The 22391-nt window shown below is 71.6% G+C and carries 21 protein-coding genes and 1 pseudogene; 14 read left to right on the plus strand and 8 right to left on the minus strand.

Annotated elements, in window-relative coordinates; genetic code table 11:
- Positions 1–201 precede the first annotated feature (201 nt).
- On the plus strand, positions 202–1377 hold the full coding sequence (locus tag ACWC5O_RS02945) for an alpha/beta hydrolase family protein (RefSeq protein ID WP_450780904.1): 1176 nt from the start codon (positions 202–204) through the stop codon (positions 1375–1377).
- Positions 1378–1398: 21 nt separating this feature from the next.
- On the opposite strand, the gene ACWC5O_RS02950 is transcribed toward ACWC5O_RS02945, so the two are convergent.
- Entirely contained in the window at positions 1399–1641 is a 243-nt protein-coding gene (locus ACWC5O_RS02950) for a Smr/MutS family protein (protein ID WP_450581805.1), read from the minus strand.
- Positions 1642–1875: 234 nt separating this feature from the next.
- On the opposite strand from ACWC5O_RS02950, the gene ACWC5O_RS02955 reads away from it, so the two are divergent.
- Positions 1876–2415: a hypothetical protein gene (locus ACWC5O_RS02955; RefSeq protein ID WP_450582220.1), complete on the plus strand. Its 540-nt coding sequence runs from the start codon at positions 1876–1878 to the stop codon at positions 2413–2415.
- A gap of 23 nt (positions 2416–2438) precedes the next feature.
- On the opposite strand, the gene ACWC5O_RS02960 is transcribed toward ACWC5O_RS02955, so the two are convergent.
- On the minus strand, positions 2439–4343 hold the full coding sequence (locus ACWC5O_RS02960; protein ID WP_450581803.1) for a glycoside hydrolase family 5 protein: 1905 nt from the start codon (positions 4341–4343) through the stop codon (positions 2439–2441).
- Positions 4344–4581: 238 nt separating this feature from the next.
- On the opposite strand from ACWC5O_RS02960, the gene ACWC5O_RS02965 reads away from it, so the two are divergent.
- Together ACWC5O_RS02965 and ACWC5O_RS02970 are read left to right on the plus strand one after the other, a co-directional pair.
- Complete coding sequence (locus tag ACWC5O_RS02965; protein WP_450581801.1) at positions 4582–4743, plus strand: hypothetical protein; 162 nt, start codon at positions 4582–4584, stop codon at positions 4741–4743.
- A gap of 151 nt (positions 4744–4894) precedes the next feature.
- Positions 4895–5071 carry a hypothetical protein gene (locus tag ACWC5O_RS02970; RefSeq protein WP_450581799.1) on the plus strand — a complete coding sequence of 59 codons (177 nt, stop codon included), beginning with the start codon at positions 4895–4897 and terminating at the stop codon, positions 5069–5071.
- A gap of 164 nt (positions 5072–5235) precedes the next feature.
- Here the strand turns inward: ACWC5O_RS02970 and ACWC5O_RS02975 are convergent, their stop codons facing one another.
- The 3 genes from ACWC5O_RS02975 to ACWC5O_RS02985 all read right to left on the minus strand — a co-directional run bounded on the left by ACWC5O_RS02975 (position 5236) and on the right by ACWC5O_RS02985 (position 10989).
- Positions 5236–5979, minus strand: a complete 744-nt coding sequence (locus tag ACWC5O_RS02975; RefSeq protein ID WP_450581797.1) for a dienelactone hydrolase family protein — start codon at positions 5977–5979, stop codon at positions 5236–5238.
- Positions 5980–6282: 303 nt separating this feature from the next.
- Positions 6283–7695, minus strand: a complete 1413-nt coding sequence (locus ACWC5O_RS02980) for an FAD-binding oxidoreductase (protein WP_450581795.1) — start codon at positions 7693–7695, stop codon at positions 6283–6285.
- Positions 7696–7764: 69 nt separating this feature from the next.
- Positions 7765–10989: an ATP-binding protein gene (locus tag ACWC5O_RS02985; protein WP_450581793.1), complete on the minus strand. Its 3225-nt coding sequence runs from the start codon at positions 10987–10989 to the stop codon at positions 7765–7767.
- Between the two features lie 217 nt (positions 10990–11206).
- On the opposite strand from ACWC5O_RS02985, the gene ACWC5O_RS02990 reads away from it, so the two are divergent.
- The 4 genes from ACWC5O_RS02990 (at position 11207) to ACWC5O_RS03005 (ending at position 13530) form a co-directional block, all read left to right on the plus strand.
- The gene (locus ACWC5O_RS02990; protein WP_450581791.1) at positions 11207–11764 is read left to right on the plus strand and encodes a DoxX family protein; all 558 of its coding nucleotides are present in this window, start codon (positions 11207–11209) and stop codon (positions 11762–11764) included.
- A gap of 86 nt (positions 11765–11850) precedes the next feature.
- The gene (locus ACWC5O_RS02995; protein WP_450581789.1) at positions 11851–12042 is read left to right on the plus strand and encodes a hypothetical protein; all 192 of its coding nucleotides are present in this window, start codon (positions 11851–11853) and stop codon (positions 12040–12042) included.
- Positions 11997–12194: a response regulator gene (locus ACWC5O_RS03000; protein ID WP_450581787.1), complete on the plus strand. Its 198-nt coding sequence runs from the start codon at positions 11997–11999 to the stop codon at positions 12192–12194. Before ACWC5O_RS02995 ends, ACWC5O_RS03000 begins: the two co-directional genes overlap by 46 nt.
- Before the next feature lie 415 nt (positions 12195–12609).
- The gene (locus ACWC5O_RS03005; RefSeq protein WP_450581785.1) at positions 12610–13530 is read left to right on the plus strand and encodes an MBL fold metallo-hydrolase; all 921 of its coding nucleotides are present in this window, start codon (positions 12610–12612) and stop codon (positions 13528–13530) included.
- A 116-nt stretch (positions 13531–13646) separates the two neighbouring features.
- On the opposite strand, the gene ACWC5O_RS03010 is transcribed toward ACWC5O_RS03005, so the two are convergent.
- Both ACWC5O_RS03010 and ACWC5O_RS03015 read right to left on the minus strand, forming a co-directional pair.
- Positions 13647–15215 carry an FAD-dependent monooxygenase gene (locus tag ACWC5O_RS03010; protein WP_450581783.1) on the minus strand — a complete coding sequence of 523 codons (1569 nt, stop codon included), beginning with the start codon at positions 15213–15215 and terminating at the stop codon, positions 13647–13649.
- A gap of 174 nt (positions 15216–15389) precedes the next feature.
- Positions 15390–15743 carry a hypothetical protein gene (locus tag ACWC5O_RS03015; protein WP_450581781.1) on the minus strand — a complete coding sequence of 118 codons (354 nt, stop codon included), beginning with the start codon at positions 15741–15743 and terminating at the stop codon, positions 15390–15392.
- A gap of 340 nt (positions 15744–16083) precedes the next feature.
- Here ACWC5O_RS03015 and ACWC5O_RS03020 point away from each other — a divergent pair.
- A pseudogene (locus ACWC5O_RS03020) lies at positions 16084–16239 on the plus strand (ankyrin repeat domain-containing protein); the annotation flags it as partial.
- A gap of 284 nt (positions 16240–16523) precedes the next feature.
- The gene (locus tag ACWC5O_RS03025) at positions 16524–16661 is read left to right on the plus strand and encodes a hypothetical protein (protein WP_450581779.1); all 138 of its coding nucleotides are present in this window, start codon (positions 16524–16526) and stop codon (positions 16659–16661) included.
- A 37-nt stretch (positions 16662–16698) separates the two neighbouring features.
- Here ACWC5O_RS03025 and ACWC5O_RS03030 read toward each other — a convergent pair whose 3' ends face one another.
- Positions 16699–17277, minus strand: a complete 579-nt coding sequence (locus tag ACWC5O_RS03030) for a TetR/AcrR family transcriptional regulator (protein ID WP_450581777.1) — start codon at positions 17275–17277, stop codon at positions 16699–16701.
- Positions 17278–17518: 241 nt separating this feature from the next.
- Here ACWC5O_RS03030 and ACWC5O_RS03035 point away from each other — a divergent pair, with 241 nt between their 5' ends.
- From ACWC5O_RS03035 to ACWC5O_RS03050, 4 genes are read left to right on the plus strand one after another with little or no spacing between them, the layout of a single operon-like run.
- Positions 17519–18115, plus strand: coding sequence for a (2Fe-2S)-binding protein (locus ACWC5O_RS03035; RefSeq protein ID WP_450581775.1), 597 nt, complete (start codon positions 17519–17521; stop codon positions 18113–18115).
- Positions 18112–19104 (plus strand): FAD binding domain-containing protein, encoded by a 993-nt coding sequence (locus ACWC5O_RS03040; RefSeq protein ID WP_450581773.1) that lies wholly within the window; start codon positions 18112–18114, stop codon positions 19102–19104. The genes ACWC5O_RS03035 and ACWC5O_RS03040 overlap by 4 nt, the downstream gene beginning before the upstream one ends.
- Positions 19101–21233: a xanthine dehydrogenase family protein molybdopterin-binding subunit gene (locus ACWC5O_RS03045; protein ID WP_450581771.1), complete on the plus strand. Its 2133-nt coding sequence runs from the start codon at positions 19101–19103 to the stop codon at positions 21231–21233. The genes ACWC5O_RS03040 and ACWC5O_RS03045 overlap by 4 nt, the downstream gene beginning before the upstream one ends.
- Entirely contained in the window at positions 21226–22368 is a 1143-nt protein-coding gene (locus tag ACWC5O_RS03050; RefSeq protein WP_450581769.1) for an XdhC family protein, read from the plus strand. The genes ACWC5O_RS03045 and ACWC5O_RS03050 overlap by 8 nt, the downstream gene beginning before the upstream one ends.
- The last annotated feature ends 23 nt before the right edge of the window (positions 22369–22391 follow it).

The raw sequence follows: 22391 nt of genomic DNA on the forward strand, positions 1-22391 counted from the left end.
GTGACGCTGTGCACGGCCTGGTCCGACGGGGGCGTTTCCTGGTCTCCGGGTTCAAGTGGGGGATGACCCCGATGTGCGGGCAGGAGCCGACCCTGCACGATGGGCGGTATGACGAAGGCAGAGCCGACCAGGCGTCGAGTCCATCAGCATCACGGTCTGCGGGCGGTGGCCGTTTGCGCGGTCACGGTCATCAGCTCGCTGATGGCGCTCCTTCCCGCTCAGGCCGCGACGCAGCACGGGTCGGGCACGCCTCCTGTCCGGATGCGGTTACCGGTCCCCACAGGCCGTTTCCGGGTCGGCGAAGTGACGCTGCACCTGGCCGACACCGCCCGCCACGACCCCTGGCGGGCAGGCAAGGACAGCCGCGAGCTGATGGTCAGCGTGTACTACCCCGCGGCGCGCGCAGCCGGCCGTCCGGCCGCGCCCTACATGCTGCCCAGGGCGGCAGCCCACTTCGACTCGGTGACCGCCGACGACTACCTGGGGATGGGCCTGCCGGTCGGGCAGGCCGACTGGGCGGCCACGGACACGCACGTTTCACAGGGTGCTCCGGTGGCCGATGCCGGCGGGACGCGACCGGTGCTGATCTACTCCCCGGGCCTCGGTGAACCTCGGACCTGGGGCACCACTTTGGTGACGGACCTCGCCAGCCGGGGGTACGCGGTGGTGACCATCGACAACACCTACGAATCGCCCGAAGTGGAGTTCCCCGACGGTTCCTTGGCCACGATGGTCACCCCGGGCGACCCCGACGCCTACATCAGGAAGGCTCTCCGTGTCCGGGACACCGACACCAGCTTCGTGCTGGACCAACTCGGCCTGCTGAACGCCGGCCGGAACCCCGACGTGGACGACCGCGCCTTGCCCTGCGGCCTCACCGGCGCTCTCGACCTCGCCAAGGTCGGCATGTTCGGCCACTCGCTGGGCGGAACCGCTGCGGCCACGGCCATGGACGCCGACCCGCGCATCTCCGCCGGCATCAACATGGACGGCAACCTGACCAATGGCGACGGCACGCTGATGCCGGTGGCCGAGCACGGCCTCACCCGGCCGTTCCTGCTGCTGGGCAAGGACGGCCCCACGGACACGGGCCCCGGCTGGACCGCGTTCCGGGCTCACACACCCGGCTGGAACCGTCAGCTCAGACTGCGCGGGGCCGAGCATGCTTCTTTCACGGACGCGGAGGCCCTGCTCCCGCAGCTGGACCTGCCACCTTCCACGCAGACGCAGGACATCGGCACCATCGCCCCGCCCACGGCCGTCCGCACCAACGAGGCCTACGTCTCCGCGTTCTTCGACCGCTGGCTGCGCGGCCGCCACGATCACTTGCTGAACGGTCCCTCGCCCCGCTACCCGGCGATGGAGTTCGTCGACTGATCCACGGCCGTGGCCGACGGCTCACTTGAAGTAGACGAGGATGCGCCCGGTGTTGCCGGAGTCGACCTCCCGGCGGACGTACAGCCTCCTGATGTGCTTCTGGTCGAGGAACGCGAGGACGCGCGCCCTGAGCTGTCCTGATCCCTTGCCCGGAATGATCTCCGCAACCTGCTCGCCCGAGTGGTTGGCCCTGAAGACGAACTGGCGCAGCGCCAGTTCGATGTCACGGTTGTTGCGGAAGAGGGGATGGAGATCGAGCGACATCATGGGGAGCCTCGTCACTGGAGTCCTGAGCTTGTCACCGCAGGATTCCACGCGGGGCCGTCGTACCGTAGACCCGTGTCCACCGGATCCCTTCGCTCGCAAGTCCCTGGTGCTCGCCTTCCTCGGTGACCATGTTCTGGACCAGGACGTCTGTGCGTCTGTGTCTACTCCGGCAGTCTGATCGACGTCTTCGGACAGCGGCGGATCCGGCTTCGCCTTCGCCCCTGACGGCACCTGCGTCGGCACGCCCGACGGCCCGTCGAGAACACCCTCGACCACGGGCATCTGCCGGTCCTGCACCAGGTGGCCGTGCAGGAACTCGACCCGCCACGGTTCAGGGCTCCCACCTGCGCATGCGAGTGTGTCTCGGACCGGACCGGCCGCCCGCGTTTCAGGCACAGGGTCCGGGCCGACCCCACGTTCCTGATGGCGGGGCTGAGGTACCTCCGCGTCGAGCTGCCCCTGCCCTCGCCCGTTCTCGTCGGCTACCTGTGGGCCATGCACACACCCACCGGGCCCCGGCGCACCCACATGCTGGTCGCGACGGCCTGCGCGGACCTCCGCAGGCCGGACGCCACCGGAGCGTCGCTCCCACGGCACGGCCTGCACCGGGCCTTCGCCCGGGCGATGCTGCGGACCGCGGTCGGCAAGGTCCGCCAGGACCTGAGGATCTGGAACACCAAGCGGTACGAGCCGCGCCCCCGCCTCGCAGCGTACGACGAGGGCATCGGCCTGTTCCGCCGCCGGGCCCGCCAGTTCTACCCGTCATCCTGACGAGCCTCTTCGCCTGACACTCCTCAGGGCAGTGTCCGGCACAGCAGCGCATCGGGCCCCGGACGGCTGCCCAAGCGGGTGGTGAAGGCGATCCCGGCGGCGTACTCGTTCGCCGCGCACTGGCCCTTGTAGCCGCCGTAGGCGAAGTCGCCACCCGCCGCACCGGCGGGGCGGTTGTCGGACCGGTCGAACCACACGGTGCGTCCGGTTCCCGACAGCGGGGTGCGGCCCGGCACGCACAGGGCCGCCGACACACGCTCCCCGCGCCGGCTGTAGCCGATCAGGAAACCGCCCGGTGGGCACTGGAGTTTGGTGTACCCGGACGCCCAGTCGCCGCCCGCGGGGACGTACCGCTCGTCGACGACGGCCGTCTGACCCGCGGCGGAGGTCCGCAGGTCCGGCGCACCGGTGTCGGTGCACAGGCCGCGACCGGTGGTGTGACCCAGACCGATCAGCCGCAACCCGTCCGGGCAGGCGGCCTTGTACGCCCCCGGATCCCAGTCTCCCGTGGTCCGTACGCGCAGGGACTCCACCGCGTCGCCGTGGTCGGTGCTCAGCATCCGCCACACCGGAACGGCCGCCACGGGCCCGGCCGTGCTCGGCGCGGACATGAGGTGCTGCCATGCCGTGATGCGCCAGTCGCCGGAGTCGAGGATCCCGGTGCGGTGCCCGGCGGTGTCGTAGCGCAGCAGTGCCCAGTCGTCGTGGCCGGCGAAGCCCACCAGCGGCCAGTACGCGAAGTCGGCGTCATGGTCGGCGAAGTAGTCGGTGACGTTGCCGAACCAGGCACGGGCCGCCGCGTTCGACTCGTTGCTCCCGATGCCGAACTCGCTGACCCACACGGGTGCGGTGTAGTGCCGGCCGGACTCCTCGACGAAGAACGCCTCGTCGTCGAGAGCCGCGGCGAGTTGCTCGCGGGTCAGGTCCTGGTAGCGGGGATCGTGCGTCTCGCCGATGCCGGTGGCGCCGCTGTGGTGGGGGCCGGTGTATCCGTAGAAGTGGGCGGAGTAGACCAGCTTGTGGGAGTCGACGAGGGTGTGCGAGAGGGTGCGGGCGGGGGTGAGCACCGGCCGGCCGTGCGGGAGCCCGTCGACGGGCACGCCGGTCCAGTTGATGCCCTCGATGACGATGAGCAGACGGGGGTTGGCCTCGGCGAGGATCCGGTCGGCGGCGAGCTGGGCGGCCGCGTACCAGTCGTGGGTGTCGCCCAGGCCCCAGTTGGGGTCGTCCAGGACGTCGCGTCGTACCTCGTTGTACAGGTCGGCGCCGACCACACGGGGCACGGCGGCGTAGCGGCGGGCCATGAAGACCCAGTCGTCGGCCCACTGCTGCGTGGACTGCCCGCTGTTCCACCGCTCGTTGCCGTCGACCCCGCAGCACCAACGGGACGTGTTGGTGTGGTTGTTGAGGACGACGGCGAACCCGCTCTCGCTGAGCGCGCCGACGACGGCGTCGTAGACCTGCAGGGGCGTCCTGCCCCGCAGTTGGGGGTTGGCGCCGACGGCGTTGTCGGGCACCGGGGTCGTGCTGTGGATCATCTCGTTGGAGAACGGCAGCCGGACGGTGTTGATGCCCAGCTGGTGGAAGTCGGCGAGCAGCCCGTCCAGCGGGACGCGGTCGAGGCCGAGCGGTATGCCGTAGGAGTTCTGGCCGGCGTGATGGTTGGCGGGATCGGCGACGCTGCCGCTGCCCGTCCACGATCCCTGCGCGCCGTCCCAGTTGGCCGCCTTCAGCCGGAAGCGGTTGCCCTGGGCGTCGACTATGTAGCGGCCCTGGGTCGACAAGGGCGCGGTCCAGTCGGCTGAGGCCGTCACGGCGGCGGGCGGGCGCGGTGGCGCGGCGGTGGACGCCGTCGCCGTCTGCGCGGCAACGAGCACGAGGCCCGCGGTTGTTGCGGCCAGACGCAGGACAGCTGGTGCTATCGGCATGTGGACAGCCCTCGGTAGTTGGGGGGGTGCCCGCCTGGGGCGGGTGGTGCGACTCCGAGGATGCAGGGTGCCCGATGGGGCTGAGAAGGTCCACACCTGATGCGCCGTCACGGGGCCCCTGCCGCACCTGTATCCGTGCCGGGCGGAGTGATGTCCATCTGTGCTTTTCGGGCACCCCAACCGAGACACCTGCACCGCAACCCAGGGGGAGCGCGCCTGGCCTGGCGCGGGCGGAACGGTGCGCGCAGAGGTCTACGCGACCGTGGAGCGGCTGGACGTCATCCGGGCCCGGGGCCTCACGGCCGACGTGGTCGACGACAACACCCAGTACTGGCTCGACCGTCAGATAGAGGTCGCCCAGGCCGGTGCCACCCGGTACGCCGAGGCTCGAACCTTGTGACCGTGCGGTGCGCGGAGGGCACCGAGAGATACCCCGTTCGGGCGCGACGCGGCGCGGAGCGGGAAGCGGGGCGGGAGTCGCTCTCGCCCCGGCGCGCCGCCCGGAGGAGTATGGAAGGTGAATGAACAAAGGCGAGCAAAGGGGGCCCGTCATGAAGACCGGAGCCTCGGACTACGACGCCTGGCTGTACTCGCACACCCCCTCCCAGGCCGAGGGCGAGCGCGACGAGCCGGCCGAGCGCGCAGCCGCGGAACAGCACCCGGACGTCCCCAGGACCGAGCCGTCCCAGGCGGAGGGAGAGCGGGCGCAGGACACCGAATCTGGATGATCACCGGTCGGCGTCAGCCGCTCAGGCACCGCCCACAGGCCCGACATCCAGCTCCTGGGTTCCCTCCTGAAGGATGCGGCCGGCAGTGCGGCATCGGCTGTGCGCTGGGACGTGCTGATCGGGAGAGGAGCGACCGATCAGCACGCGGCGGACAGCGGGAGGCGTCAGTTCAGGTGACGGGTGAAGAACCGCATCGAGCTGTCCAGCTCGAACGAGGGGACCTCCCCGTGGTTGCCGGGGTTGGCGTGCAGTGTCTTCTCGGTCGAGGCGAAGGCGTCGAACAGCGCCAGACACGCTGCCCTCGGCACCCTCTCGTCGTCCCACTGGACCAGGAACTCCACCGGGACGGTGATCCGCGCGGCGGCCTCGGCCGAGGTCTCCGCCCCGTTCAGACCCAGCACGGCGGCGCGGACGCGGGGCTCGGCGGCGACGAACGGAACGCCGAGCCCGCAGCCCAGCGACAGCCCCCAGTAGCCCACCGGGCCGGCGCCGACGTGGTCGAGTTCCTGGAGCGCGTCCACGACCGCCTGCCACTCCGGGACGCTCTGGCCGGCGATGAGGGTGTGGACTTCGGCGAGCACCGGAGCCACGTCCCCGCCGGTCTGCATGCGGGTGCGCATCTCGCCGATGAGCCGGTTGTGTTCCTCGGACCGCGGCCGGTCGTTGTGGGCGGGCGCGTCTACGGCCGCGACCGCGAAGCCGCACTCGGCCGCGAAGCGGCGGGCACGCGCCACGAGGCCGGGGGCCTTCTTGTGCTGGCCGCCCCCGTGGCCCATCAGGATCAGCGGGCGGGTACCGGCGGCGTCGTCCGGCGTCCAGAGCACGCCGGGGATCTCACCAAAGGTGAAAGGGAGGGTGAAGAGCTGTTCGGTGACGCCGTCGGACGACGTCTGGGAGGTGAAGCGCATGCGCGTTTCAAGCCTTTCGGGATGCCTTCTGCGGGCACTCCCTAGCCCATGCGAAGGAGGGAGTCCCGACCTGTCACAGCGTTGATCGGTCTCACCTCCTCGGTTCGCAGCAGCACCTGGCGACGCAGAACGTACCACAACCCGCTTGCCACCAGGGAGAATTATGTCTCCACGCGACCAGCCGTCCTCCGGGCGCCCGGCCTGTCGATCAACGGCAGGCACGGGCACGCGCAACGCGGTATCGGACGGCTGGCCACGATCGGTGATCGCCTGTACGGGAGCTGTCTCGGCCCTGAGGGGCGATCAGGCCGCGTTCGAGGGCCGGATGTTCTGGTTGAGGCGGAACAGGTTCGTGGGGTCGTAGGTGTCCTTCACCCTCACCAGCCGTTCGTGGACGACGTCGGGGTACGAGGCGCGCACCTTGTCCTCGGCCGCGTCACCGGTGAAGTTGACGTACATGGTCCCGCGGCCGTGGCGGGCGATCTCCTCACGGGCGCCGCGGGCCCAGGCGATCTGCGCGTCGAAGTCCGTCGGGTCCGGGGAGCGCGCGATCACGTTGCACAGCACGCTCGCATCACGCTGGCTGAAGGCCGTGGCCTCGGCGGGCACGCGGGCGAAGGCACCGCCCAGCTGGTGCAGATGGAGTTCGCTTGAGGGCGAGGGTGTCGTCAGGTGGTGACGCAGTACGGCGTCGAGGGCGGCGTCGGACGGCTCGATGAACGCCGACGTGAAGTAGTTGTGCGCGCCGGCCGTCCACAGCGGGTCGAGCAGCGACTGCATGCCGATGTACGGCATGGGGCCCATGAGGTCGGCGATGGGCGTCCCCAGCGTCCGCAGCGGGGCGACGGCCGCCTCGCCGGCCGCGGGGTCGCCCGCGTACATGCCGGCCAGCACCACGATGCGGGTGCCGTGGACCTCCGGGGGCAGGAAGGGCAGCGGAGGTGCTGTGGTGAAGTTGATCAGGGTCGTCAGCTCGTCGGGCATGCCTCCGGTCAGCTCGCGCCAGCCCGTGACCACCTGCCGGGCCTGCTCCAGCGGATAGATGATCAGGCCGGCCAGGACCTGCGGCCCGACCGGGTGCAGCTGGTACTCGAGGGAGGTCACGACACCGAAGTTGCCGCCGCCACCCCGCAGGGCCCAGAACAGCTCGGGGTTCTCGTCCTGGTCCGCGCGCACCACACGGCCGTCCGCGGTGACGACCTCGGCCGCCGTCACGTTGTCGGAGGCCAGACCGTGACGGCGCAGCAGCCAGCCCACGCCGCCGCCGAGCGTGAAGCCCGCGATGCCGGTCGAGGAGACCAGGCCACCGGTCACGGCCAGGCCGAAGGCCTGGGTCTCGTGGTCCAGGTCGCCCCAGGTCATACCGGTCTGGGCGACCACCCGGCGGCGTACCGGATCCACGAAGGCGCCCTTCATGGGCGAGAGGTCGATGACGATGCCGTCGTCGCAGGTCGAGAACCCAGCGATGCTGTGGGAGCCACCGCGCACGGCGACGAGCAGATCCTGACTGCGGGCGAACTCGACGGCGCGCATCACGTCCGCGGTCCCGGCGCACCGCACGATCAGCGCCGGATGCTTGTCATGGGCCGCGTTCCAGACCGAGCGGGCCTGGTCGTAGTCGGCGTCGTCGGGCCGGACGACAGTGCCGCGCAGGCCTGCCTCCAGTTCGGCGACGGTGGCGTCCCCCAGGATGCCCTTTGCCGTGTCGATCGACATGGTCGGCTCCTCGGTGTGAGTTGGTCGGGCTGACACTCAGGACCTTAGGCAGCACCTCTTAGCATCCACTCAGCAGCCGCTTTGACCGGAGGGCGACCAGGGCAGCGTGCGCCGCAGGACGGCCGGGCCGCGCGTGTCGCCGGGGCCGGCGAAGAGATCACTCGCCCGGGCGGCCGCCGCCTCGGCCGCCGCGCGGTGGCCCGCCTCCCACAGCAGCCGGGCCAGCATGAGGGCCACCCACCCGACGGCGCAGGTCGACCCGGCGACGTGTTCCAGGCGCTGGGCGCGGGTCAGCAGGGTGAGGGCTCGCGCCGAGTCACCCGCGGCCCTGGCCACGAGCCCGAGGTGGAGCAGGGTATTGGTGGTGCCCGGGATGTCGTCGGTCTCCTCGAAGCCCGCGTGGACGTCGCAGAGGGTCGCCTGCGCTCTGTCGGTGTCCCCGGCGGCCAGGTGGAGCAGGCCGAGGCAACCGAGGGTGATGCCCTCCGCCCGGCGGTCGCCGAGCCGGCGCCGGATCGCGAGCGCCGCCTCGAGGTGTTCGCGTGCCGCGTCGTGGCCGTCCTGGCTTCGGTGGATGTTGCCGAGGGTGTTGAGGGCCAGGGACTCACCGTGCGGGTCGTCGAGCGCGCGGAAGCAGTCGACACTGTGTTCGGCCGCCGCGACGGCGGCGCCGGTGTCGTCGTCGCAGCGGCAAGCCCATGCGAGAGTCGCCAAAGCGTAGCCGCGTGCCCGCGACGGGCCGACCGTACGGCCGGTGAGCACCGTCTCCTCGTAGAACAGCGACACCTGCCCCGCCTCGTCGTCCTCGACCACGTAACCCGGTGTCATGACCGGGAAGAACGGCCTGTTCCCGCCCTGGACGTCATCCAGCAGTCGGAGACACTCCCCGCAGGCCTCGCGCGCCACCGAGCCCTCGCCCCGGCAGACGGCCCAGACGCCCTCCAGGTGAGCGGCGGCGGCGAGAACCGAGGGATCGCCCGCGTCGCGGGCGAGGGTGCGGGCCAGATCGAGGGCGGTCCGGGCGCGGTCCCAGGTACCCCGCATCCACAGCAGGATCGCCTGCTGGCAGTGGGCGTACGCCAACGCAGCCGGGTCCGCCCGCCGCTGGTGGATCCCCACGATCTGCTCGCCGATGTCCTCCAGCGGGGAGCCGTCACCGAGGCGGATCGCCAGCACGGCGCGCCCCATCAGTGCTCTCGCCCGCGGGAGGGTGGGCTCCGGCGCGGCGGCCAGGGCGTCCTCCAGCCAGCGCCGGCCCTCGGCGAGGCGTCCCCGTTCGGGCCAGAACGAGCGCAGGGCCACGGCCAGCCGGAGCGCACTGTCCGGTTCATGGCGCAGGAAAGAGCGCAGGGCGGCCCGGAGATTGCCGTAGTCGTCCTCCAGCTCCAGCGAGGTAGCTCCGCAGATGCCGGTGGGCGGCTCGCGGTCCCGCGCCTCGGCCAGCTCCAGGTAGAACCGGCGATGCCTGGCCTCGGTGGCGGTCAGTTCCCCGGCGGCCCGCAGCCGCTCGGCGGCGTACTGCCGGATCGTCTCCAGCAGCCGGTAGCGGACCTCGTCCTGCCGGGGCTCGACCCAGACCAGGGACTTGTCGGCCAGCCGGCCGAGGAGATCCAGCACCGAGGTGCCCTGCGCACGGTCCGCGCACACCTCCTCGGCCGCGGCGAGGGAGAAACCGCCCGCGAAGACCGCCAGCCGACGGAACAGGCGCCGCTCCTCCTCGTCGAGCAGCCGGTGGCTCCACTCCAGGGTGGCCAGCAGCGTCTCCTGACGGGTCGCGCCGCGCCGGCTGCCCCGGCCGAGGAGGGCCAGGGCGTCGTCGAGCCGTTCGGCGATCTGACGCGGGGCCAGTACGGGCACCCGGGCCGCCGCGAGCTCCAGGGCCAGGGGCATGCCGTCGAGCCGGAAGCAGATCTGCGCGACGGCCTCCGCGTTCCCGGCTGTCAGCCGGAACCCCGGGTCCGCGTCGCCGGCCCGCTCCACGAACAGCCGTACCGAGGCGAAGCGGCCCAGCTCCTCCAGGGACGGCAGCCGGCGCGGATCCGGCAGCCCCAGGGAGGGCACCCGGAAGGTACGTTCCCCGTAGCTGCGCAGCGGCTCCCGGCTGGTCGCCAGTACGAGGACGCCGGGGCAGCGGGCCAGGACCTCCGAGGCCAGGGCGGCGCACGCGTCGATCAGGTGCTCGCAGTTGTCCAGCACCAGCAGCATCTCCCGGCCGCCGAGCTGTGCGATCAGTGCCTCCCGGCCCCCGCCGGACGGCGGCAGCTGCAGTCCCAGGGCAGCGGCGACCGCCTCGGGCAGGAGGTGCGGTTCCGCAAGACCGGCGAGGTCCACGAACCACGCCCCGTCCCGGAAGTCGTCGCCCCGACGAGCCGCCACGGCGAGCGCGAGCCGGGTCTTGCCGCAGCCGCCGGCCCCGGTGAGGGTCAGCAGCCTGCCCCGCCCGAGCAGCTTCTCCACCTCGGCCATCTCGCGCTCCCGCCCGATGAGGGCCGTCGCAGGCGCCGGCAGACGGTGCCGTGGTGTCGTCGGCCTCTGCTCCCGAGCCTCGACCGAGCCTGCCAGCAACTCACGGTAGAGACGGCGCGTCTGCGGGTCGGGGTCGGCGCCGGTCTCGTGGCGGAGCACGTCCCGCAGCTGCTCGAAGTCGGCCAGCGCCTCCCGCCGTTGCCCGGCGTCGGCCAGGACTCGCATCAGCGCGCGGTGGCCGGGCTCGTGCAGCGGGTCCTGTGCGGTCAGGGACCGCAGTACGTCGAGGGCCTCGGCCGTGCGGTGATCGCGCTCCAGCGCCTCGCCCAGCCCCAGCCGGAGCGCCGCACGCCGCGCCTCCAGCGCCTCGGCCGCCGCGCTCGCCCAGGGCTCGTACCGGTCCTCGGGCAGCAGCCCGGCATCGGCCAGGGCGAGCGCGGCACGGTAGTCCGCGGCACCGCCACCGTCCGAGGCCCGCCGGGCCGCCTCCTCGAACGCGTCGAGGTCGATCCGCACACCGCCGTCGGGTGCGAGCACCACCATGTCGTCGCGGAGGACGAGCACGTCACCCGGCGCCCCCGTGGAGGCCAGTGCGCGCCGCACGGCGTGCAGTACCTGGTGCAGGTTGTTCGCCGCGGCCGTCCGGTCGAGGTCCGGCCACAGAAGGTCGTAGAGGTGTTCCCGGTGCATCTGATGGGCCGGTGACAGGCTCAGCAGTTTCAGCAGACTCCGGGCCTTGCGCAGCCGCCACGCCCCGGCGGCGACCGGGCGGTCCCCGACCGCGACGGCGAAACCACCGAGGAGCCGGATGTGTACCTCTTCGGCCATGGTTACCCTCACGAGCAGGCTACCGCCCGACCGCGTCCAGGACCTGTGGGCCGTTCCCGGGCCTCCGCCCAGATGCATGACCATGCTCACGGCGGAAGGATCGGCACAAGTGGTCCACGCTCCGCGACGCAGCGCGGGGTTCACCACCGACCGGTGCCTCGGCGTCCGTCCGAGCTGGGGGTAACGCCCGATCCGGCGTTGTTACCGGAGCATCGACATGGATACGAAACGCATCTTGCGACGTCTTTCGAGTCCTGCAGAATCAGGAGCGCACGCCGCCGGCGCACCCATGGCCTCCGCCGCCGACTGGGGTCTCCTGCTCGTCCGACTGACCTTCGGACTGCTGATGGCCGCGCACGGCGCTCAGAAACTGTTCGGGATCTTCGGCGGGGACGGCCTGACGGCGACCGGTCAGGCGTTCGCGAGCATCGGCTACCGCCCGGGAAAGCTGTTCGCCGTGATCGGCGGCATGTCCGAGTTCCTCGGTGGCCTCGGCCTGGCTCTCGGACTGCTCACTCCACTCGCGGCCGCCGCCCTCATCGGCGTGATGATCAATGCCATGGCGACCGTCACCGGCGCCCATGGCCTGTGGGACGCGGACGGCGGCGTGGAGTACAGCGTCTGCATCACCGTGGTCGCCCTGGCCGTCGCGGCCATCGGCCCGGGCCGCCTGGCCGTCGACCGCTTCTTCCGCTGGGGCACGGGCGGCTGGGGCGAGGCTGCGTTCGCCCTCGGTCTGGGCGGGGGTGCCGCTGCGATAACGCTGGGTCTCTAGGTGAGCGCCAAGGGGAAGCGAAGGCTCTGGCGGAGGCAGGTCATACGTATGACCTGCCTCCGGATCCAACCGCTGAGGAGCGGGCCATGCAGCCGTCACCGAACAAGCCGACCGATCGGGACCTCGTTCAGCTGGAGCCGAGTCAGCTCATCGAGGCCACGACGTACACCAGCACCGAGCCGTGTGCGATGTGCTCCGGCGCTGTCCACTGGAGCGGCATCCGCCGAGTGGTGTGCGCACTCGCGCGGTCCGGCGCAGCCGCCCGGACGTCATCCTGATGGACCTGCGCATGCCGGGCATGGACGGGCTGACCGCGATCGAACGCATCAACGGGCCGGCCGACCCCCCGAACATCGTGGTGCTGACCACCTTCGACGCCGACCAGTACGTGCTGCGTGCGCTGCGGCCGGGGCGACCGGCTTCCTGGTGAAGTCCACCCCGCCGGAGGAGCTGATCGGCCTCGTGCGGACGGCCGCCCGGGGGCACATCGTCCTGTCGCCCTCCGCCGCCCGCCGGCTCATCGCGGCTCATCGCGGCCTCTACGGACAAACTCTCCGCCCGCGACCGCGCCCGCGAACTCGTCGGCTCGCTGACCGAGCGGGAGGTCCAGGTGCCGGCCGTGGTTGATCGAACCGAGCCGTCGGCCGATATCGTCTCCACCCTCACACCGACCCTTGCGGAGACAACGATGAGGGACAGCGTCGGCCCCCTGGGGTTGTGGTGCTCGCAGCCATCCCCGGTGCGTCCGGAGCCGTGGCCCGACGTGCAGCGGCACGCCAGCCACGTCTGCCGCGAAGGGCCGCAGCTTGTCCTGGTCCAGCCGCGCGGGTGGAGGTGACAGCGCCATGAGATCGCTGTTCGGTCGTCCGAGTCTGCGTCCCTACCAGACGTTCATGCAGCGTTCGGTGCTCACTCCTGATGGTCTGACCGCGCGCTTCCTGGGAACCAGTTCGCTGGTGCTCTCCGATGGGGACACCACACTGCTCTGCGACGGATTCGTCACCAGGCCCGGGTTGTTGCGCGTTCTGCTGGGCCGGATCGCACCTGATCGCGCGCTGGTCAGGGACGCGATCGAGCGGTCGGACGCCCACTCGCTCGCGGCGGTGTTCTGTGCGCACACCCACTACGACCACGCTCTCGACGCTCCGGTGTGGTGTCTGGAGACGGGTGCTGATCTGGTCGGTTCGGAGTCGACGGCCAACGTCGGACGCGGTGTGGGCGTGCCCGAGTCAGCGCTGAAGGTGGTCCGGGGCGGCGACGCGCTCACCTACGGCCGGTTCGAGTTGACCTTCCTGGACTCCGTGCACAGCCCCGGCGACCACTACCCGGGCACGGTCGACCAACCACTGGTCCCGCCCGCCCGGGCGCGTGCCTGGAAGACCGGCACGGCTTTCTCCGTGCACGTCTCCCACCCGCGGGGCAGCGTGCTGCTGCACGCCAGCGCGAATCACCGGCCTGGAATGCTCGCCGACCACCAGGCTGACGTGGTCTACCTAGGCGTAGGTAATCTCGGCAGGCAGTCGCCCGAGTTCGTTCGTACGTACTGGGGTGAGGTCGTGGGCGCGACCGGCGCACGCCGGGTCGTCCTGGTGCACTGGGACGACTTCTTCACCAGCCTGGACCGACCGCCGCGGCCGATGCGCCACTTCGCCGACCGGTTCGACACGGCCATGGATCAACTGTTGCCTCTGGCCCGCCGAGACGGTGTCGATGTAGTGCTCCCGACCGTCTGGAAGCCCACCGACCCGCTTGCCGGGCTGACCTGACCGGCGTGCCCGGAGTCGAGCGACCACGCAGGCCGGTTCAGCCCCGCCCGGACCAAGGTGTCGATTCCTGCCACGTGCTGACTGAGAGCCATGAGTGGACAGGCGAGGATCGGCTGTCAGGTGGGTGTCGGCCGGGTGATGGTGGTGAGCGTGTGGTGGAGGGTGCCGTCGGTCGACGGGCGGTCCTGCCAGCGGGCTGCGATGTGGCCGTCGGGTCGGATGAGGAGCGCTCCGTGCGGGTGGATGCCGCAGAGGCCGGCGTGCTCCTTCGGCAGGGCCTCGATGCGTAGAGGCCATCGTGCGTCGGTGTGTTCGGCCCAGTGGGTGGGGTTTGGGGTGAGCAGGGTGAACCATTCGCCGAAGGCGTCGAGCGTGGAGCGGTCGGGTGTGAGCCAGAAGTGGGGCATGCGATGGCCTGGCTCCGCGGTGGGGATGTAGTCCGTGTCTGCGTCGGACAGTTCGGGTGGGCCGCTGCTGGCCGTGAGGACCGCTGGGGAGTGGTAGGTGACGCCGAGTACGAGGCCCAGTTGGGCGAAGAACCGTTCCGTCCAGGGAAGTTCGATCTCGGACGACGTCGATTCGCCGGTCGTGAGCGGGTCGCGGTGGCTGGTCAGTGCGTGGACCATGAGCTTGGTGTTGGCCACCGCCTGGCGGAGGGTTCGCAGGGCGACGGGGTGGCGTTCCGTCTCGTAGGTTTCCAGCAGGCCTGGTTCGGCCCAGCCGCGGAGGACGCCCGCCAGTTTCCAGCACAGGTTGTGCACGTCGGCGAGGCCGGTGTTCATACCCAGGCCGCCGATGATGGGGAGCGCGTGCGCGGCGTCACCGGCCAGGATGACCCGGCCGTGCCGGAAGCGCTCGGCGACGAACGCGTTCATCACCCAGTGCTGGACCCGCGAAACCTCGGCCTGTACGTCCGCGCCGGGGCCGAGGGCGCGTGCGACGATGTCGGGCCAGTCGGCTTCCGTGGTGCCTTCGGGTGTGGCACCGAACCAGGCCCAGCCTCCTTCGGGGTAGAGCGGGGCGAAGGAGCCGTGCGGGGTGAAGTAGACCCCGGCGGGTTGGTGGGCGCACCAGCGGTTGAGGTCGGCGTCGAACAGGACGGTGGTGAAACCGCCCAACGCTCCGGGGCCCTCGGTGCCGATCCCGAGCAGTGGTCGGACGGTCGAGCTCGCGCCGTCGGCGGCGAGCACGTAACGGGCACGGACGCGCGTCTCTTCACCGCGTTGGTGGTCGGCGAGCAGGGCCACGACGCTCTCGGCTTCCTCGGCCAGGCCGACGAGTTCGGCCCCGAACCGCACTTCGGCGTCCGCCGCGGCGAGCAGGGCGGGTTCCAGCCGATCCTGCGAGGTGACCACGCCGATCACGGGGCTTTCGGGAACCGGCGCGTTGACCCCGACCATCGCTGCCGTGGCGAAGTCCCGGTCGTGCAGGGTCTCACGGAAGCGGACGCGGCCGTACTCCGGTGCGAACGCGTTGGCCGCGATCGTGTCGGCGAGCCCCAGCTGGCGGTAGATCTCCATCGAGCGCACGTTGACCAGCCGGGACCGCGGAAACGGTGACAGCCCGGCGTGTTTCTCGACCAGCAGCACCCGTACGCCCCAGCGTTCCAGCAGCGCTCGGGCGGTGAGCCCGACCGGCCCGCCGCCGACGATCAGTACCTCCACCTCGGCGTTTGCCACGGCCATGTCGAGCTTCTCCTGCTCACTTCGGAACTGTCGGGGCACTCGGTGTCCGTCGGCCGTGCCGTCTCGGGGCTTCGGCCTGAGCCGCCATGAGATCAATGATCTGCACCTGGTGACGGGCCGCAATGCGGGAAGCATGGGGGAGGGCCCCGTGGGCCGGGGCCCTGGTCGAGAGGGTCAGGGCCTGAGGAAGACGACCGAGCGGAGCTTCAGGCGGTCCGAGGCCGGGTTGCCGTGGGGGCGGAGGATCCAGGAGTTGCCCGTGCAGTCGGGCTCGGTGAAGACGATGGCGAACTCGTCGGTGTCGTTGTGCGGGGCGAAGGCGGGCTCGGAGGCGTTCGGGTCCGCGACTTCGGGGAGGGTGACGCACTCACCGCTCGGCGGGTCGTGCAGGGTGGCCGCCTGGGGCTTGCCGTTCAGACCGATGAACTCGTAGCCGAAGTCGCCGGTGGCGGCCTGGGCGGGCGTGGCCAGGACGGCGGTGAGGGCGACGGCACCGCAAGCGGCGGCGACGGTGTTCCGGAGACGCACGGAATTCTCGTTTCGTGAGGACGACCAAGGTCATCTGCAGCCCTGCTCCCCGCGAGCGCCTCGTATGCGGACCGTCGGAGCAGAAGCGTTCCGCTGTCACCCGTTCGGACGTGCCCTCGGCCGGCGCCCCGATCTGCGCCGCCCCGGTTGTCAGTGGCTCGTGCTACCCAGGTGATGAACGGGGAGGTGACCCGATGCCGCTCGACATGACGGCACCGCCGGCTCTTGCCGCCGTCGAGGCGATCCACACAGGCGACGTGCCCGCACTGCAGAACCTGCTCGCGGCGCATCCGGACCTGGTCACAGCCCGGCTGGCGACACGAAGACCACCCGTACCCTCTTGCACGTCGCCACGGACTGGCCCGGCCACTACCCGCGCGGCCCGCACACCGTCAGCGCCCTGGCCGAGGCGGGAGCGGACGTGAACGCGCGCTTCACCGGCCCGCACCGCGAGACACCCCTGCATTGGGCGGCCGGCAACGACGACGTCCCCGTCCTGGACACCCTGCTCGATCTCGGTGCGGACATCGAAGCCGACGGCGGGGTCGTCGGGGACGGCACCCCGATCGCCGACGCGGTCGCCTTCGGCCAGTGGAACGCCGCCCGGTGCCTGCTGGAACGCGGTGCCCGCACCAGCCTGTGGCAGGCCGCCGCCCTCGGTGAAGCCGACCGCGTCGCTGCCGCTTCCCGCCCCATGCCGCGCCGCCGAGCCCCGACGAGATCACCAACGCGCTGTGGTGCGCCTGCCACGGTGGACAGCGGCAGATCGCCGCCAGTCTGTTGGGGCACGGCGGTGACGTCAACTGGATCGGCTACGACGGGCTTACCGCACTCGATGCCGCCGACAGATCCGGCCACCCCACCCTGGTCCCCTGGTTGCGGGAGCAGGGAGCGATGTCGGCCGAGGATCTCGCCTGAGACCGCCTCGGCCGGACCGCCGCGGGCAGTGCGTCTCTCACCGGCCGGGCGCCCCCGTCCGCAGGCCGTCCATGACGAGGTCGAGCAGCCAGCCGGCGCGTGACTGCCAGTCCTCGTGCGGGCCGAGTTGCCACAGACCCGCGATGGCGAGGAAGAAGTCGTCCGCGGTGACTCCGGGGCGGATGGTGCCGGCCTCCTCGTTGGCCCGGAGCAGGAGTTCCGCCGCGGAGGCGACCGGCGTGTGGGCCGGCTTCGCCGGGCTTCCCGGTGCGCTGGTGGCCTGGCGTATCGCGTCGGCCAGGCCGGCCTTGGTCATGGCGAACTCGGCGAGCCGGTCCATCCAGGCCCGCAGGGCCTGTTCGGGCGGCCGGCTCGCGAGCAGCTGTGTCGCGCTGCCGGCGACCTGCCGCATCTCGTGGCGGTAGATCTCGAGGACGAGTGCCTCGCGGTTGGGGAAGTTGCGGTAGAACGTGCCCTGCCCGACGCCGGCTTTCTTGGCGATCGCACTGAGCGGGGCGTCCGCGCTGCGCGTCAGCTCGACGAGTGCCACTTCCAGGATGCGCTCACGGTTGCGCTGCGCGTCGGACCGCAGCGGGGCGTCCTTCTTCTGTGACACTCGTCCTCCTCAAGGGTTCTGGCCGAACCCCGCCCTTGCTAACCGGACAGCTGTCCGTATAGGTTCCTCGGGTAGCGGATAGCTGTCCGGTGGCGTCCACGGTAGCCGTGGACGCGGCCCCACGGCAGTCAGCAGTTGCCACCTTCTTCGGCCCAAGCATCCCGCATCTGCGGTTCCTCCTGCACGGCAGCCTGCCCTACGCACTCTCCACAACTGTCCTGGAAAGCGAGAGAAGTTGTTCATGGCTTTATCGACGTCCAGTGTCATCACCCTGAAGATCAACGGCGAGAAGTACACACTGCCCGTCGACCACCGCAGCACCCTGCTCGACGCACTGCGCGAGCGCCTCGACCTGACCGGCACCAAGAAGGGCTGTGACCAGGGCCAGTGCGGTGCCTGCACCGTCCTGCTGGACGGGCGCCGGACCGTCGCCTGCCTGCAACTGGCCGTGGCGGCCGAGGGCCGCGAGATCACCACCATCGAAGGCGTCGCCGACGGTGAACAGTTGCACCCCGTGCAGCAGGCCTTCCTCGACCTGGACGGCTTCCAGTGCGGCTACTGCACTCCGGGACAGATCTGCTCGGCGATCGGGGTGATCCAGGAACACGCGGCGGGCTGGCCGAGCGCCGTCACCGACGACGTACGGCCCGAAGCGGGACCACCACCCCTGACCGCCGACGAGATTCGCGAGCGGATGAGCGGCAACCTGTGCCGCTGCGGCGCGTACGTCTCGATCGTCGAGGCAGTGGCCCGGGCGGCCGAGGCCGGAACGGACTCGAGAACAGCCGCGGCCGCGCGCATCGGTGCCGAACCGGAGGCCAAGGAGGCCGTGGAATGAGGGAGTTCGGCTATCAGCGAGCCTCCGACGTCGCCGGCGCAGTCGCGCTGGTCGGCGCCGATCCGGACACGCGCTACCTCGGCGGCGGCACCAACCTGGTCGACCTCATGAAGGCCGGCGTCGAACGACCCGCCCGCCTCGTCGACATCCGCGAACTCCCGCTGGACGAGATCGAGTCGACGCCGGAGGGCGGTCTGCGCATCGGCGCCACCGTCACCAACGGCGACCTGGCCGCCCACCCCGAAGTCCGGCGCCGCTACCCGGCGCTGGCGCAGGCGGTGCTGGCCGGTGCGTCCGGGCAGCTGCGCAACATGGCCACGGTCGGCGGCAACCTGCTCCAGCGCACCCGCTGCGGCTACTTCACCGATGTCACCAAGCCCTGCAACAAGCGTGTCCCCGGCAGCGGTTGCCCCGCCGTCGACGGCGAACACCACAACCACGCGATCCTCGGCGCATCCGACCACTGCGTGGCAGTACACCCCTCGGACATGGCCGTGGCACTGGCCGCCTTCGACGCCACCGTGTCGTACGAAACCGCGGACGGGTCGGGCGAGTTGCCGCTCCGGGAGCTCTACCTGCCCCTCGGCGACACCCCGCACCACGAGACCGCCCTGCCGCCCGGTGCGCTGATCACCGGCGTCATCCTGCCGCCCACGCACACGGCCGCCAACTCCCGTTACCGCAAGGTGCGCGAGCGCGCCTCGTACGCGTTCGCCATCGGCTCGGTCGCCGCCGCCCTCGACGTCCGTGACGGCGTCGTCCGGGACGTCCGCCTGGCTCTCGGGGCGGTCGCGTCCCGTCCGTGGCGGGCCGTCGAGGCCGAGCGTGTCCTGACCGGGGCGCCGGCCGACGCCGAGACCTACGCCGCGGCGGCGGCCGCCGAGCTGACGGCCGCGCGGCCGCTGCCGCACAACGGCTACAAGGTGACCCTGATGCGCAACCTCGTGGTGGCCGTGCTGACCGAACTCGCCGAGGAGGCCGCCCGATGACCACCGTCACCACCGGGACACCCACGCCGACGCCCTCCGTCGGCACCGCGCACACCCGCGTGGAGGGCAGGGACAAGGTCACCGGAGCGGCCCGCTACGCGGGCGAGGTCCCCTTCGCCGGCCTCGCGCACGGCTGGCTGGTGCTGTCCACGGTCGCCCGCGGGCGCATCCGCGAGATCGACACCGCTCCCGTCCTCGAACTCCCGGGCGTCCTCGCCGTCCTGGACCACCGCAACGCCCCGCGCGTCGAGACCGACTACGCCGGTCTGATGGGATCGAAGCCCGACCCGACCTGCGCCGTCTTCCAGCACGACCGGGTGCCGCACCTGGGCTGGCCGGTGGCGCTGGTCGTAGCCGAGACGTCCGAGCAGGCCAGGGAGGCCGCCGAGGCGCTCGTGGTGCACTACGAACAGGAGCCCCACGACGTCGACTTCACGGGCGAGCACCCGGACGCCTACCCGCTGGACGGCCATATGCCCGCGGTCGCGGAGAAGGGTGACCTCGACGCCGAACTCGCCGCGTCGGCCATTGTCCACGACGCCGAGTACACCACCCCCGAAGAGCACCACAACCCGATGGAACCGCACGCGGCGACCGCCCGCTGGGACGGCGGCCGGCTCGAGGTGGTCGACTCCAACCAGGGCACCACCTGGGTCGCCGGCGAACTCGCGAGCCTCTTCTCGCTCGACCCTGCCTCGGTGCACGTACGCTCCGAACACGTCGGCGGCGGCTTCGGCAGCAAGGGCGTCCGCGCCCACCAGGTGGCCGCCGTGATGGCCGCTACCGAGCTGCGACGACCCGTACGCGTCGTCCTGACCCGCCGCCAGATGTTCTCGCTCGCCGGCTACCGCAGCCCCACCGTCCAGCGCGTCAGGCTCGGCGCCGGAGCAGACGGACGGCTGCGCGCGCTGGAGCACCGCTCGGTCAGCCTCACCTCCACCGTGCACGAGTTCGTCGAACCCAGCGCCGGGGTGGCGCGGGTGATGTACGACGCCGACGCCCACCACACCGCCAACCGCGTCGTACGGCGCGACGTACCGACCCCGACGTGGATGCGCGCCCCGGGTGAGGCACCGGGGTCGTTCGCCCTGGAGGCGGCGCTCGACGAACTCGCCGAGAAGTGCGGGATCGACCCGATCGAGCTGCGCCTGCGCAACGAACCCGACAAGGGGCCCGTCTCCGGCCTGCCGTTCGCGGGCCGCCGGCTGCCCGCCTGCTTCCGCGAGGGCGCCCGCAGGTTCGGCTGGGCGGACCGGGACCCACGTCCGGGCCTGCGCCGGGACGGTCGCTGGCGGCTCGGCACCGGCACGGCGGCGGCCTCCTTCCACGCGGGTGCCATGCCGTCCACGGCGACCGTGACCGCGCACCCTGACGGCACCTTCACCGTCCGGATCGCCGCGGCCGACATCGGCACCGGGGCCCGTACCGCCCTCACCCTGGTCGCCGCGGACGCGTTGCGGGTGCCCTCGGAACGGGTCCACGTCCGCATCGGCGACAGCGACTTCGGCCCGGCGATGATCGCCGGCGGATCCATGGGAACCCGTTCCTGGGCGTGGGCGGTCACGGCCGCGGCCGACGAACTGCGCGACAGGCTGGCCCTGGGCACCGGCATCCCCCCGGAGGGCATCACGGTACGGTCGGACACCACCGCGGCCATCGGCGCCCTCACCCCCGCCGAACGCCACTCCTTCGGGGCGCAGTTCGCCGAGGTGGCCGTGGACGTCACCACCGGCGAGGTGCGCGTGCGACGCATGCTCGGCATCTTCTCCGCGGGCCGGATCGTCAACCCGCTCACCGCACGCGGCCAGTTCACCGGCGGCATGATCTGGGGCATCTCCATGGCCCTGCACGAGGAGGCGGTCCGGGACCGCGCCTCGGGCGGCCACGTCGGAGCCGACCTCGCGGGCTACCACGTGGCCACGCACGCCGACGTGCCGTACATCGAGGCCGACTGGATCGACGACTCGGACCCGAAGGATCCGGTCGGGATCAAGGGCATCGGCGAGATCGGCGTCGTGGGAGCCGCGGCCGCCGTCGCCAACGCGGTCTGGCACGCGACCGGTGTGCGCCACCGCAGCCTGCCCATCCGCCCGGACCGCGTCGTCCTGGCCGGAGAGTCAAGTGCTTGACATCGCCGAGGAGTTGCTGCGCTGGGTCGAGGAGGGCCGGGACTTCGCCGTCGCCACCGTGCTGACGGTGGGTGGCAGCGCGCCGCGCGGTCCCGGCGCCGCCCTCGCCGTGGACAGCGAGGGCACCGTCATCGGCTCGGTCTCCGGCGGGTGCGTGGAGGGCGCGGTCTACGACCTGTGTCTGCATGCGCTCGAGGCGGGCGAGAGCGTCACGGAACGGTTCGGCTACGGCGACGAGGACGCCTTCGCCGTAGGACTGACCTGCGGCGGGACGATCGACGTCCTGATCACGCCGGTGGGCGGGCAAGCACCCGCCCGGACGGTCCTGGCGTCGGCTCTGTCGGCTGCTGTCCGGGGCGAACCGACAGCCCTCGCCCGGGTCGCCCGCGGCCCGGCCGGACTCCTCGGCCGGGCCCTGCTGGTACGACCCGACGGTACGTACGAGGGCGGTCTCGGCGGCCCCGCGCAACTGGACCGGACGGCGGCGGCCGAGGCCGGCGCCCTGCTGGAGGCCGGGCGCACCGGCACGGTGGACATCGCCGCGGACGGCTCGCACTGTCCCGGCGGCCTCACCCTGCTGGTCGAGTCGAACGTGCCGCCCCCGCGGATGATCGTCTTCGGGGCGGTGGACTTCGCCTCGGCGCTGGCCCGGGCCGGCAAGTTCCTCGGCTACCACGTGACCGTCTGCGACGCCCGCCCCGTCTTCGCCACGCGGGCCCGCTTCCCCGACGCCGACGAGGTCGTCGTCGACTGGCCGCACCGCTATCTGCGGCGTACCGCGACCGACGCCCGAACCGTCCTGTGCGTGCTCACCCACGACGCGAAGTTCGACGTACCCCTGTTGAAGGAGGCCCTCGCGATGCCGGTGTCGTTCGTCGGTGCGATGGGCTCGCGCCGCACCCACGAGGAACGCGATCGGCGTCTGCGGGAAGAGGGCGTGAGCGAGCGGGAGCTGGCCCGGCTGCGCTCCCCGATCGGCCTCGACCTCGGCGCCCGTACGCCGGAGGAGACCGCCCTGTCGATCGTGGCGGAGATCGTCGCCGCCGGGCGCGGCGGGACGGGCGTTCCCCTGACCGGCACGAGGACGCCGATTCACCACGACCGGGCGGAACACGACGGGGCTACGGCAGCCTGAGGGCCAATGCCGGCCGCACCGGG

It is taken from the genome of Streptomyces sp. NPDC001450, assembly GCF_053597295.1.